Raw genomic sequence first — 12390 nt, 5'->3', positions numbered from 1 at the left:
GCCGCATCAGTTCAGGTAAGGGGACCAAGAAGGCTCTCGAACTTCGCCTTGAGCGGTAGGAAGAGGGAGCCTCACGCGTCCATTGGTGGACGCCAACATCAAGACTCCCCGGCCCTGCTGGCGGGTGGCGTAGATTAGCATGGCGCCATTTGGCGCAACAGTGGGCGACTCATCCAAACTTGTGTCGGAGAGTATGCGTAGACGGTTGGTTTCAAGGTCCTGGGCGGCGACCTTGAACACGGTGAAACCGTCTTGGCGATGAATCATGACCAGCGTCTTCTCGTCAGCCGACAATTTCGGGTTGGCGTTGTAGTTACCGACGAAGGTGACTCGTTCTACCGCACCGGAATTGATGTTGGTTTTATAGATCTGCGGCTTACCCGCACGATCCGAGGTGAAGTACAGGGTCTGACCGTCCTTGCCCCAGAAAGGTTCGGTATCGATGGCATAATGATTCGTCACGCGGCGAATCTGCCGGCTGCCCATGTCCATCACGTAAATTTCCGGGTTGCCATCCTTGGACAGCACGAACGCCAGGCGCGCGCCGTCCGGCGACCAGGCCGGCGCGCCATTGAGGCCTTCGAAGTTGGTGATCTGCTCGCGGCGACCGGTATCGATGTGCTGTACGAAGATGCGCGGACGCCGCTGTTCGAAGGACACATAGGCGATACGACGACCGTCGGGCGCGAAGGACGGCGACAGGATCGGCTCACGCGATTGCAGCAGGGTCACCGCACGCGCACCGTCGTAGTCGGAGCGCTGCAGGGTGTAGCGGGTGTTGTTGGTGCCCATGCGCTCGGCAGTGACGTAGAGCAGACGAGTAGAGAACGCACCCTTGACGCCGGTGAGTTTCTCGAACGACTGATCGGCGATGTAGTGCGCCATGTCGCGCAGCTGATCGGTGCCACCGCCGACGTTGCCGGTCACCACCTGTTGTTCGGTGTTGACGTTGAACAGCGCGTACTGCACCTGCAGGCGCCCACCGTTGGGCACGATGTTGCCGACCAGCACGTACTGCGCGCCGAGGGCCTTCCAGTCGCGGTAGATGACTTCGCTGGCCTGGGTCGGCAGGCTGATCATGTTCTGCCGCGGAATCGGCTCGAAGTAACCGGAGTTGCGCAGGTCGTTGCCGATGATCTCGGCCATGTCCTGGGGCAGGACGTTGCCGCCCTGCCAGCCGAAGGGAACTACGGCGATCGGTGTGGCGCGGTCGGCGCCATGCGAGATCACCAGCGGGTCGGCTGCCTGGACGCTGCCGGCCAGTATGACCAGCCCCAGCAGGGCGATACGAATCAGGGTATTCACAGAGCTCAATCCTCCGGTTTGAAAATGACGCGGCGCTGCCTGTACAGACGATCGAAGGTAGCGCGATCCAATTGTTGCATCTCGGGAATACGACCAACGTTACGCACGGCGGCCACCGCCGAACTGTCGAAGGCGGCATCGCCGCTGGAGCGCGACACGCTGGCATTGGTGACGGTGCCATCGGGCAGCATCTGGATCAGCAGTTCGACACTCATACCGCGACGCGCCGACATCGGACGCTGCCAGTTCTCGGTAATCAGCTTGATGATCAGATCGTCGAGGTTGCCCGCGACCTGGTCACCATGGGTTTCGGCCAGCGCCTGCTGGTTCTGCACGTTGTCGGAAAGCAGCTCGGCCAGTGCAGCAGCCTTCTGCTCCTCGGCAGCCTTGCGCTTGGCATCCTCGGCCGCTTTCTTCTTCGCGTCCTCGGCTGCCTTCTTCTTCGCTGCCTCGGCAGCGGCGGCCTTCTTCTTGGCCTCCTCTGCCGCTTTTTTCTTGGCCTCTTCAGCCGCCTTCTTCTTCGCTTCTTCCTCGGCGCGTTTCTTGGCGATATCCGCCTGGCGCTTCTGCTCGGCGACTTTCTCGGCCTCGGCCTTCTTCGCGGCTTCGGCCTTGGCCGCCTCAGCTTTGGCCTGCTCGGCCTTCTTTTGTTCCTCAGCCTTCTTGGCTGCGGCGACTTTCTGCTCCTCGGCTTTCTTCTGCTCCAGACGCTCCGTCTCGAACTGCGGCGCCGAGGTCTTCTGCGCCTCGCCCGCCACCTTCTGCGTGGTCTGGGTGGTGGCCTGGCTCTGCGACTTCAGCTGATACAGCGTAGCCTGCACCACCGGACGCGCCGGCGGCAGCTCCGGGCTGAAGGCGAAGCTGACGAACAGCATGGCGAACATCAGGACGTGCAGACCCACGGCCCAGACGATGGGCCAGAAGTAGCTTTCCGATTGCGAACGCTCGGTTTGCTGCATCAGGGGGCCTCGGTAATCAATCCGACGTTACCGACGTCGGCCTGTTGCAGACCGCCCATGGCCGCCATCACGGTGCCGTAGTCCACCGCCTTGTCACCACGCACGAAGACCTGCACCTGCTTACCCTGGCGACGGTTCTCGGCAATGATCGCCGTGACGGCCTGGGTCATCTGCTCGAGCGTGGAGGCGCGCTCCTGCTCGGTATCGACGTCCACTTCGCTGCCCATGTTCCAGTAGTAGGTCTTGTCGGCCTTGATGGAGATGGTCAGCACCTGGGCGTCGTTGTCCTGCGGCAGCACTTCGCTGCTGACCTTCGGCAGGTCGACCTTGACGCCCTGGTTGAGCATCGGTGCAGTCACCATGAAGATGACCAGCAGCACCAACATCACGTCGATGTAGGGCACCACGTTCATCTCGGCGACCGGTTTGCGTCTGTTGCGAATTCTCGCCATGGCTGAAACCTGCCCTTAGTCTTCCGAGGTGTGCACTTTGCGGTGCAGGATGGCCTGGAACTCGTCGGCGAAGGTGTAGTAGCGGCCGATCAGCATCTCGCCGCGCGCCGAGAAACGGTTGTAGGCGATGACCGCAGGAATCGCGGCGAACAGGCCGATGGCCGTGGCGATCAGTGCCTCGGCGATACCCGGAGCGACGGTGGCCAGGGTGGCCTGCTGCACCTGGGCCAGGCCACGGAAGGAGTTCATGATGCCCCATACGGTACCGAACAGGCCGATGTAGGGGCTGGTGGAACCGACGGTAGCGAGGAACGGCAGCGCGGTTTCCAGCTTCTCCTCCTCACGCGAGATGGCCACGCGCATGGCGCGCGAAACGCCATCCATCACGGCGTCCGGGTCGACACCCTGCTGCTGACGCAGGCGCGAGAACTCCTTGAAGCCGGCGCGGAAGATCTGCTCCAGGCCCGAGTCCGGGTCCGGATTGCTGCCCGCCTGGCGATAGAGCTTGGACAGGTCGATGCCGGACCAGAAACGGTCCTCGAAATTGTCCAGCGCACGCTTGGCGGCACGCAGGGCACTGCTGCGCTGGAAGATCATGACCCAGGAAATGACCGAAGCGGCCACCAGGGTAAGCATCACCAGCTGGACCACCAGACTGGCATTGCTGATCAGACTCCACATCGACATATGGTCAACGGCGTTAGCTTCCACGCTTACTCTCCTGCTGCAATTTAAGTCCGCGCCTGCGTCCCGGCGAACGCGTGTCGCAGGGTTTCGGGGATGGCCCGGGGTTTCAAGTTGTCGGCGCGCACACAGGCCACCAGGAACTGCCCTTCGCAGAGCAGCGCATCATCCGCAGCCCGCCTGACCTGTTGACGAAAACGCAGGCTGGCACGGTTCAATTCGATCACATCGGCGCTGATCAGCAGCTCGTCATCCAGGCGGGCCGGAGCGTGGTAACGCGCCTCGGCCGAATGCACGACGAACAACAGGCCCTCACCGGCCAGCGTCGACTGGGCATAACCCAGCTCACGCAGGCGCTCGGTGCGAGCCCGCTCCATGAATTTGAGGTAGTTGACGTAGTAGACGATACCGCCGGCGTCGGTGTCTTCGTAATAGACCCGACAGCGGTGGCTGAACAGCTGGACTCCGTTTGGCGCGCGCATACTCTATTCCTCGGCCTTTCGCTTGCCAATCCGGCCTGGTAACAATTTTTTCGTCATTCGTCGTCCGCCGCGAACAGGTCGGTGGCAGGCGGCTCGGCCTGGCGTGACGGCGTGTTGAGACCGAAGTGCTGGTAGGCATGCCGCGTCACCACACGCCCACGCGGGGTGCGCATCATGTAGCCCTGCTGGATGAGATAGGGCTCGAGCACATCCTCGATGGTGTGGCGTTCCTCGCCGATGGCTGCCGCCAGGCTGTCGAGCCCGACCGGGCCACCGTCGAACTTCTCGATCATCGCCAGCAGCAGGCGACGGTCGGAGTGATCGAAGCCACGTTCGTCGACATCCAGCAGGTTCAGCGCCTGGTCGGCGATCAGCTGGGAGATCTGCCCGGAGCCGCGCACTTCGGCGAAGTCACGCACCCGGCGCAGCAGGCGGTTGGCGATACGCGGCGTACCCCGCGCGCGGCGGGCAATCTCGTAGGCCCCCTTGGCCTCGATGGGCAGACCCAGTATGCCGGCGGAGCGCGAGACGATGGTGGCCAGGTCGTCGACGCCGTAGAACTCCAGGCGCTGGACGATACCGAAACGATCACGCAACGGGTTGGTCAGCATGCCGGCACGGGTCGTGGCGCCGACCAGGGTGAACGGCGGCAGATCCAGCTTGATCGAACGTGCGGCCGGGCCCTCGCCGATCATGATGTCGAGCTGGAAATCCTCCATGGCCGGGTACAGCACTTCCTCGACCACCGGTGACAGACGGTGAATCTCGTCGATGAACAGCACATCGCCGCTTTCCAGGTTGGTCAGCAGCGCCGCCAGATCACCCGGACGCTCCAGCACCGGGCCCGAGGTGCTCTTGATCGAACTGCCCATTTCCTGGGCGATGATGTTGGCCAGGGTGGTCTTGCCCAAGCCGGGCGGACCGAAGATCAGGGTATGGTCGAGCGCTTCCGCCCGCCCCCGCGCGGCCTGGATGAACAACGCCATCTGCTCGCGCACGACGGGCTGCCCGGTGTAGTCGGCCAGGCGCAGCGGCCGAATGGCGCGGTCCTGCTGCTCTTCACGCTCGCGCGGGCTGGAGGTGATCAGGCGATCGGCTTCGATCATCGAGGTGTTCCACTAAGAGTCCATTGAATTGCGGTGCAGCGTTTTCCAGCGGAAAACCGGTGGATGAAAACGGCGTCATCCAGCCTACGCCATGCCGCGCAGTGCGCGTCGGATCAAATCTTCGCTGCTCATACCATCCTCCTTGACGGCGGCAACCGCTCGACTGGCTTCCTGCGGCTTGTAACCGAGGGAAATCAGCGCGCTGACCGCATCGTTCTCCGCGCTTGAGACTGCCTGGGCCAGTTGAGGTTCCACCACCAGGGGCGCAATGGCGGGGATCGACTCCCACGCCTTGAAGCGATCCTTGAGCTCCACCAGCAGGCGCTCGGCAGTCTTCTTGCCAACGCCGGGCACCTTGGTCAACGCCGCCGTGTCCTGCGCTTGCACACAGCGCACCAACTCGTCGACCTCCAGCCCCGACATCAGCGCCAGCGCCAGCTTGGGGCCGACGCCATTGAGGCGGATCAACTCGCGGAACAGCTCGCGATCACGCTTTTCATAGAAACCGTAGAGCAGATGCGCGTCCTCACGCACCACCAGATGCGTGTGCAGGGTCACCGTCTCACCCTGCGCCGGCAGACGATAAAGGGTCGTCATCGGTACTTCCAGTTCGTAACCGACGCCATTCACATCCAGAAGCAAATGCGGCGGCTGTTTCTCCGCCAGGGTGCCGCGCAAACGTCCGATCACCAGAGATTCCTTAACAGGTTATAAACGAAGACGACCGCCGCGCCGCTTGGCGCTGGCCAGCCCATGGGGAATGAGACTTTGCCGGTGGTGGGCATGGCACAAGGCAATGCCCAAGGCATCGGAGGCGTCGATCTGCGGTTTCTGCACCAGCTTGAGCAGGTGCATGACCATCATCTGCACCTGCTGCTTGTCGGCTGCTCCGGTGCCGACCACGGCCTGCTTGACCTGGGTGGCGGTGTACTCGCTGATCTCCAGCCCCGCTTCGGCGGCCGCGACGATGGCCGCACCGCGCGCCTGACCGAGCTTGAGCGCCGAGTCGGCGTTACGCGCCATGAACACCTGCTCGATGCCCATGGTCATGGGCCCGTAGGTGGCGATGACCTCGCTGACGCCACGAAAGACGATCTGCAGGCGCTCGGCCAGCGCCCCGTTGCCGGTACGGATGCAGCCGGAAGCCACGTATTCGCACCCCCGTCCGGTGTCGCGTATCACGCCATAGCCGGTGATGCGCGAGCCGGGGTCGATGCCAAGGATCAGGGTCATGTCAGAAACTGTCTATTTATCCAGTTCGCGAGTATACGGCGCGACCCCGGCGCCGTCATCCGCCGGCCCCGTGAAAAGCCGATGGCCCGACAAAAAAGCCGGAAACGCTGTGCACGCTTCCGGCTTTCTGACCAGCACGAACGGGCAGCTCAGCCAAGCTGCTCCATGATCTCGTCCGCGACCTCGGCGTTGTGGTAGACGTTCTGCACGTCGTCCAGGTCTTCGAGCATGTCGATCAGCTTGAAGACCTTCTGCGCGGTCTCCAGGTCATCGATCGGCGCGCTGATCGACGGAATCATGGCGATTTCCGCCTCTTCACCCTTGAAGCCCGCAGCCCCCAGCGCCTCGATCACGGCATGGAACTCGCTGAAGCTGGTCGACACCAGCGCGGCGCCCTCCTCGCCCATTTCCACGTCATCGGCGCCGGCCTCGAGCGCGGCTTCCATCAGTTCATCCTCGTCCACACCCGCAGCGAAGCTGATCTGCCCCTTGCGCTCGAACATGTAGGCCACGGAACCATCGGTGCCGAGGTTGCCACCGCACTTGCTGAAGGCGTGACGGACTTCGGCGGCGGTCCGGTTGCGGTTGTCGGTCATCACCTCGACGATGATTGCCACGCCACTGGGCGCGTAGCCCTCGTAGCTGAACTCGACGACGTTGTCGGCTTCGTTGTTGCCGGCACCACGGGCGATGGCGCGGTCGATGACGTCACGCGACATGTTGTTGGTCAGCGCCTTGTCCACGGCCAGGCGCAGACGCGGGTTATCGGCAGGAATCGGGCCACCGTGCTTGGCGGCCACGGTCAGCTCGCGAATCAGCTTGGTGAAGATCTTGCCGCGCTTGGCGTCCTGACGCCCCTTGCGGTGCTTGATGTTGGCCCATTTGGAATGACCAGCCATAACTCACTCCATCTTTTTCAAAACAAACTACAACCGGCACAAGCCGAGATGAGAACCGTCGCGAGCGCAGCTCAGGCAAGGCGGGAAGAGGTGAGAAAGCGCAGTTTGCTGAAGCAAATGAGCATTTCGAACCTCTTTCCGACGCAGCATGACCAAGCGCAGCAGGTTATCACTCGGCTTTGGGTTGCTCGCGCAGGCGGATGTGTAGCTCGCGCAGCGACTTGGCGTCCACCAGCCCCGGCGCCTGGGTCATGACGCAGGCCGCGCTCTGGGTTTTCGGGAAGGCGATCACTTCGCGGATCGACTGTGCACCGGTCATCAGCATCACCAGGCGATCCAGGCCGAAGGCCAGGCCACCGTGGGGTGGTGCACCGAACTTCAGTGCGTCGAGGAGGAAGCCGAACTTCTCTTCCTGCTCCGCTTCGCTGATGCCCAGCACCTCGAAGACGGCCTGCTGCATCTTCTTGTCGTGGATACGGATCGAACCGCCACCCAGTTCGGTACCGTTGAGCACCATGTCATAGGCGCGCGACAGCGCGGCGCCCGGGTTGGCCTTGAGTTCTTCCGGGCTGCACTTGGGCGAGGTGAACGGGTGGTGCATGGCGGTCAGGCTGCCATCGTCGTTTTCCTCGAACATCGGGAAGTCGACGACCCACAGCGGTGCCCACTCGCAGGTCAGCAGGTTCAGGTCGTGACCCAGCTTGATACGCAGCGCGCCCAGCGCCTCGGAGACGATCTTGGCCTTGTCGGCGCCGAAGAACACGATATCGCCGTCGACGGCACCGACGCGATCGAGGATCACGTTGATGTTGTCCAGCGGGATGTTCTTGACGATCGGCGACTGCAGGCCTTCGACACCGGCGGCACGCTCGTTGACCTTGATGTAGGCCAGGCCCTTGGCGCCGTAGATGCCGACGAACTTGGTGTAGTCGTCGATCTGCTTGCGCGGCATGCTCGCCCCGCCCGGTACGCGCAGCGCGGTGACGCGGCACTTCGGATCGTTGGCCGGGCCGGCGAAGACCTTGAATTCAACGTCCTTGAGCTGGTCCTCGACATCCACCAGCTCCATCGGGATGCGCAGGTCCGGCTTGTCCGAACCGAAGCGACGCATGGCCTCGGCCAGGGTCATGTGCGGCAGCGTGTCGAACTCGACGTCCAGCACTTCCTTGAACAGGTTGCGCACCATGGTCTCGGTGATGTCCATGATGTCTTTTTCATCGAGGAAGCTGGTCTCGATGTCGATCTGGGTGAATTCCGGCTGACGGTCGGCACGCAGGTCTTCGTCGCGGAAGCACTTGGCGATCTGGTAGTAACGGTCGAAGCCGGCGACCATCAGCAGCTGCTTGAACAGCTGCGGCGACTGCGGCAGGGCGAAGAAGCTGCCGGCGTGGGTGCGGCTCGGCACCAGATAGTCGCGCGCACCTTCCGGCGTGGCACGGGTCAGGATCGGCGTTTCCACATCGAGGAAGCCGTTGTCATCGAGGTAACGGCGGATGCTCGAGGTGATGCGCGAACGCAGCTTGAGCTTCTCGGCCATTTCCGGACGACGCAGGTCGATGAAGCGGTAGCGCAGGCGGGTTTCCTCGCCCACGTCGGTGTACTCGTTGAGCGGGAACGGCGGGGTTTCCGCTTCATTGAGGACCTCCAGCTCGTAACCCAGCACTTCGATGGCGCCACTGGCCATGTTGGCGTTGCGCGCGCCTTCCGGACGCAGACGCACCTTGCCGGTGATCTTCACCACATATTCGCTGCGCACGCGGTCGGCCTTGGCGAAGGTCTCGGCACGATCCGGATCGAACACCACCTGGGCCAGGCCTTCACGGTCACGGATATCGAGGAAGATCACCCCGCCATGGTCGCGACGACGGTGTACCCAGCCGCAAAGGGTGATTTCCTGGCCATCCAGGCTCTCGTTCAACTGGCCGCAATAGTGGCTGCGCATCATGATCGTGTTTCGCTTCTCTAAGGTCTGGGATAGGTCAGGCAGCCCCCAACGCCTTGGGCAGGAGCCACATCGCGGCGAACGTCCACGCCGCGCTTCGATAAAGAGCGGGATTATATAGCGTAAATCGCCGAGACGCAGCCGCCCGGCAAGAGCCTTCTATAATGAACGGGGCCGCCACCGTGGAGAATCGCCATGGCCACGCCCCACCACACCGATTTGTCCAGCGACCTGCTGGAAGACTTCCGGCTCGACGCTGCGGAGCAGTTCCCGCGTTGCGAGCAACTGCTGATCGAGCTGGAGCAGGCACCGAGGAGCACGGAGCGGCTGCGCGAGCTGTTTCGCCTGATACATACGCTCAAGGGCAATCTCGGTTACGTCGACCTCAACCAGCTGATGCCATTGCCGCAGGCGATGGAAGACGTGCTCGACGCCCTGCGTTCGGGACGTCTGAGCTTCGACAGCCTGCTGGGCGACATCCTCCTGCTCTGCCTCGATCACCTGCGCGCCCTGGTGGACCAGGCACTCGGCGGAGCGGACGCGCCCCTGAGCGCGGCCCAGCTCGATGCGCTGTGTCAGGCCCTGCACGCCCTGGCCATGGCGCCCGCCGGACAACAGACCGAGGTGCGCCGCGAGCTGCTGCTGCACATGGACCCGAGCACCCGCCTGCAAGCGCCCGAGGCAGCCGAACCCAGCCAGACCGAAGCGCTGCTGGTTCGCCACGGCATCGCCATCCACCCCGACCTGCAGTTCTTCTGCGCCCTCACCGAGGCCGCCGAGCAACGTTCCAGCTACTGGCAAGGACGCAACCTGCGCCTGCTCGAACTGGCACTCAGCATGAACGCGGCCGGCGCCAACGCGGAACGTCCCGAGCAACTGGCAGCGGCCGTGTGCCTGCATGACCTCGGCATGGCCTTCCTGCCCCTGGATCTGCTGCACAAGCAAAGCCACTTCAGCCGCGAGGAGCGTCGCCTGATGCAAGGCCACCCGCGCCTGGCCAGCGAACTGCTCAAGCGCATGCCCGACTGGGCTGCGGCCATGGAGATCGTTCTGCAGCACCAGGAACACGCGGACGGCAGCGGCTACCCCAAGGGGCTGCGGGAATTGGAGATCACCCCAGGCGCACTGATCCTGCACATCGTCGACACCTTCGATGCACGCACCCACGAACGCGCACACCAGACCCTGAGCAAGCGTCCGCTACTGCGCGCCATTCTCGAGATCAACAACCTCGCCGGCCAGCAGTTCAGCCGTCACTGGGTGGAGGTGTTCAACCGCACCCTGCAACAGCGCCCCGGCCTGGCACACCCCTGATCGCCCGGGCAGAGCCATAGTGCTGTTCACATGGGAAGTGGTCGGACGCGATCAGCCCCCTCTCCCCCAGCCCCTCTCCCATGAATGGGCGAGGGGAGCCAAAAATGAACAGCATCAGGCGCAGAACCAGGCCATTTGGTCATAAGAAATGAACTGTGTGCGCTCGATAGCTTCTAAACATCGCTTTCATTGACAGAAGCCAAGATTATTCTCGGATCGCGCATGTTAGGCTCGTCCCAACATTGCGGAACAGACTTCCCCAGGCCCACCTGAAAGGAGAAAGATCATGGAAATCAACATCGGAATCGCTGAACAGGATCGCGCCGCCATCGCCGAAGGCCTCTCGCGCCTGCTGGCCGACACCTACACCCTGTACCTGAAGACCCACAACTTTCACTGGAACGTCACAGGCCCGATGTTCAACACCCTGCACCTGATGTTCGAGGGGCAGTACACCGAACTGGCCCTGGCAGTGGATGCGATCGCCGAGCGTATTCGCGCACTGGGCTTCCCGGCCCCTGGCACCTATGCCGCCTACGCCCGCCTCTCTTCGATCAAGGAAGAGGAAGGCGTTCCCAGCGCGCAAGAGATGATCAAGCTGCTGGTACAGGGTCAGGAAGCCGTCGTACGCACCGCGCGTAACATCTTCCCGCTGCTGGACAAGGTCAGCGACGAACCCACCGCCGACCTGCTGACCCAGCGCATGCAGGTGCACGAGAAAACCGCCTGGATGCTGCGTAGCCTGCTGGCTGCCTGAACATCCCTGAGGCCCGGTAATCCGGGCCTTTTCATTAGGCACGCCGCCTCGCTCTGATCTATGCTCTGGCCAATCGCCAATGAGTTCCCGCGCCCCATGAGTCAACCAAGCAAACCGCCAAGCATCATCGAGCTGTATCCGGAGGAAACCCGCAAGGCGGCTTCGCTGCTGAAGCAGGCCGTACCCCTGATGATGCGCCACGACATACCGCCGAACCCGGTGCACTACGCGCTGTGGTACACCTACAGCCGGGGCAGCGAACCGGAGCTCAATCGGCGCATGGACAAGGCGGTGGAAGACTTCGATGTCTTCCCGACGGAGACCGCAAGCCGGCTGTTCCGCGACTACATCATCCGCGGCGAACTGGAAGAGGCACGTGCCGGCCAGCAGCAGGTGATCGAACTGGTCGATGACATCGAAGACGATGTCTCGCACAGCGTCATCGGCAGCCAGCACTACCAGCAGAGCCTGAGCCAGGGCCTCAGCGCCCTGCAGGAACCGGTCATCGACGACCTGCCCAGCGTTCTCAGCGACCTGCAGGAAAGCACCCAGCTGATGCAGGACCAGCAGGAGAAGTTCCTCTATCGCCTGCGCGCCGCACAACAGGAGATCACCCATCTGCGCGGCCAGTTGGAGCGCGCACACATGGCCGCAACGCTGGACAGCCTGACACGCGTCTTCAACCGCCACGCCTTCACCCGCCTGCTGGAGCGCGCCCTCGCGGAGTCCCAGCAGGGCCTGGCGCTGGTGATCCTGGATATCGATCACTTCAAGCAGTTCAACGACCAGTACGGCCATCCGCTCGGCGACCGGGTGCTGCAGCACGTCGGTCAACTCCTGCGCGACCTGCTGCCTCCCGGCGCCTTTGCGGCGCGCTACGGTGGCGAGGAGTTCTGCGTGGTACTGCGCGACTGCAAGGGTTTCAGCGAAGTGATCGAATTTGCCGAGCAACTGCGCAACAAGATCCAGTCGCTGCGCATCAAGGTCAGGCGCACCGACCAGGTCTTGGACAGCATCACCGCGTCGTTCGGCTGCGCGATGGCCGAGGCGGAAGACGACTTCGAGTCGCTGCTCACCCGAGCGGACGATGCGCTCTATCAAGCCAAGCGCAGCGGCCGCAACCAGGTCCACCCCGCCAAGAGCGAGACCATGCTAAGCGCTTGATTTGAGAAGCCCCCGCCTTTGCTGTTAAATAGGACGGCACGCCGCATTATCACCCTGCGGCGGCGCCGACCTTGCTCCACAGGCGCTCAGGAT

13 protein-coding genes are annotated in these 12390 nt (G+C 63.1%); 3 read left to right on the top strand and 10 right to left on the bottom strand.

Annotation, left to right across the window (positions count from 1 at the left end; translation table 11 throughout):
• Positions 1–6 precede the first annotated feature (6 nt).
• The 10 genes from tolB to aspS form a co-directional block, all read right to left on the bottom strand.
• Complete coding sequence (tolB, locus tag EWH21_RS07640) at positions 7–1305, bottom strand: Tol-Pal system beta propeller repeat protein TolB (protein ID WP_152488156.1); 1299 nt, start codon at positions 1303–1305, stop codon at positions 7–9.
• 5 nt (positions 1306–1310) lie between these two features.
• Complete coding sequence (gene tolA / locus EWH21_RS07635) at positions 1311–2264, bottom strand: cell envelope integrity protein TolA (protein ID WP_277700209.1); 954 nt, start codon at positions 2262–2264, stop codon at positions 1311–1313.
• Positions 2264–2716: a protein TolR gene (gene tolR, locus EWH21_RS07630; RefSeq protein WP_037047288.1), complete on the bottom strand. Its 453-nt coding sequence runs from the start codon at positions 2714–2716 to the stop codon at positions 2264–2266. The genes tolA and tolR overlap by 1 nt, the downstream gene beginning before the upstream one ends.
• Positions 2717–2731: 15 nt before the next feature.
• Entirely contained in the window at positions 2732–3427 is a 696-nt protein-coding gene (gene tolQ / locus EWH21_RS07625) for a protein TolQ (protein ID WP_037047286.1), read from the bottom strand.
• 20 nt (positions 3428–3447) lie between these two features.
• A complete protein-coding gene (gene ybgC / locus EWH21_RS07620; protein ID WP_277700208.1) occupies positions 3448–3882 on the bottom strand; it encodes a tol-pal system-associated acyl-CoA thioesterase in 435 nt (144 codons plus the stop codon).
• Between the two features lie 53 nt (positions 3883–3935).
• On the bottom strand, positions 3936–4988 hold the full coding sequence (gene ruvB, locus EWH21_RS07615) for a Holliday junction branch migration DNA helicase RuvB (protein ID WP_277700207.1): 1053 nt from the start codon (positions 4986–4988) through the stop codon (positions 3936–3938).
• A gap of 84 nt (positions 4989–5072) precedes the next feature.
• Positions 5073–5678 carry a Holliday junction branch migration protein RuvA gene (ruvA, locus tag EWH21_RS07610; protein WP_134677349.1) on the bottom strand — a complete coding sequence of 202 codons (606 nt, stop codon included), beginning with the start codon at positions 5676–5678 and terminating at the stop codon, positions 5073–5075.
• A gap of 18 nt (positions 5679–5696) precedes the next feature.
• Positions 5697–6221, bottom strand: a complete 525-nt coding sequence (gene ruvC / locus EWH21_RS07605) for a crossover junction endodeoxyribonuclease RuvC (protein ID WP_047592699.1) — start codon at positions 6219–6221, stop codon at positions 5697–5699.
• Positions 6222–6370: 149 nt separating this feature from the next.
• A complete protein-coding gene (locus EWH21_RS07600) occupies positions 6371–7120 on the bottom strand; it encodes a YebC/PmpR family DNA-binding transcriptional regulator (RefSeq protein ID WP_037047274.1) in 750 nt (249 codons plus the stop codon).
• Positions 7121–7289: 169 nt separating this feature from the next.
• Positions 7290–9065: an aspartate--tRNA ligase gene (aspS, locus tag EWH21_RS07595; RefSeq protein ID WP_037047271.1), complete on the bottom strand. Its 1776-nt coding sequence runs from the start codon at positions 9063–9065 to the stop codon at positions 7290–7292.
• A 192-nt stretch (positions 9066–9257) separates the two neighbouring features.
• Here aspS and EWH21_RS07590 point away from each other — a divergent pair, with 192 nt between their 5' ends.
• The 3 genes from EWH21_RS07590 (at position 9258) to EWH21_RS07580 (ending at position 12297) form a co-directional block, all read left to right on the top strand.
• Positions 9258–10376, top strand: a complete 1119-nt coding sequence (locus EWH21_RS07590; protein ID WP_277700206.1) for an HD domain-containing phosphohydrolase — start codon at positions 9258–9260, stop codon at positions 10374–10376.
• Between the two features lie 286 nt (positions 10377–10662).
• A complete protein-coding gene (locus EWH21_RS07585) occupies positions 10663–11133 on the top strand; it encodes a Dps family protein (protein WP_037047267.1) in 471 nt (156 codons plus the stop codon).
• Between the two features lie 96 nt (positions 11134–11229).
• Positions 11230–12297, top strand: a complete 1068-nt coding sequence (locus EWH21_RS07580) for a GGDEF domain-containing protein (RefSeq protein ID WP_172979132.1) — start codon at positions 11230–11232, stop codon at positions 12295–12297.
• Positions 12298–12390: the final 93 nt, after the last annotated feature.

This window comes from Pseudomonas sp. REST10 (genome assembly GCF_029542605.1).
Classification (GTDB): domain Bacteria; phylum Pseudomonadota; class Gammaproteobacteria; order Pseudomonadales; family Pseudomonadaceae; genus Aquipseudomonas; species Aquipseudomonas khazarica.
This window is presented reverse-complemented; position numbering and strand designations above follow the sequence as displayed.

Excerpts from the sequence above, each read along its gene's own strand:
- EWH21_RS07600 (WP_037047274.1), bottom strand. The coding sequence starts at position 7,120 with ATGGCTGGTCATTCCAAATGGGCCAACATCAAGCACCGCAAGGGGCGT.
- aspS (WP_037047271.1), bottom strand. The coding sequence starts at position 9,065 with ATGATGCGCAGCCACTATTGCGGCCAGTTGAACGAGAGCCTGGATGGC.
- ruvB (WP_277700207.1), bottom strand. The coding sequence starts at position 4,988 with ATGATCGAAGCCGATCGCCTGATCACCTCCAGCCCGCGCGAGCGTGAA.
- ybgC (WP_277700208.1), bottom strand. The coding sequence starts at position 3,882 with ATGCGCGCGCCAAACGGAGTCCAGCTGTTCAGCCACCGCTGTCGGGTC.
- tolR (WP_037047288.1), bottom strand. The coding sequence starts at position 2,716 with ATGGCGAGAATTCGCAACAGACGCAAACCGGTCGCCGAGATGAACGTG.
- EWH21_RS07590 (WP_277700206.1), top strand. The coding sequence starts at position 9,258 with ATGGCCACGCCCCACCACACCGATTTGTCCAGCGACCTGCTGGAAGAC.
- EWH21_RS07585 (WP_037047267.1), top strand. The coding sequence starts at position 10,663 with ATGGAAATCAACATCGGAATCGCTGAACAGGATCGCGCCGCCATCGCC.
- EWH21_RS07580 (WP_172979132.1), top strand. The coding sequence starts at position 11,230 with ATGAGTCAACCAAGCAAACCGCCAAGCATCATCGAGCTGTATCCGGAG.
- ruvC (WP_047592699.1), bottom strand. The coding sequence starts at position 6,221 with ATGACCCTGATCCTTGGCATCGACCCCGGCTCGCGCATCACCGGCTAT.
- tolA (WP_277700209.1), bottom strand. The coding sequence starts at position 2,264 with ATGCAGCAAACCGAGCGTTCGCAATCGGAAAGCTACTTCTGGCCCATC.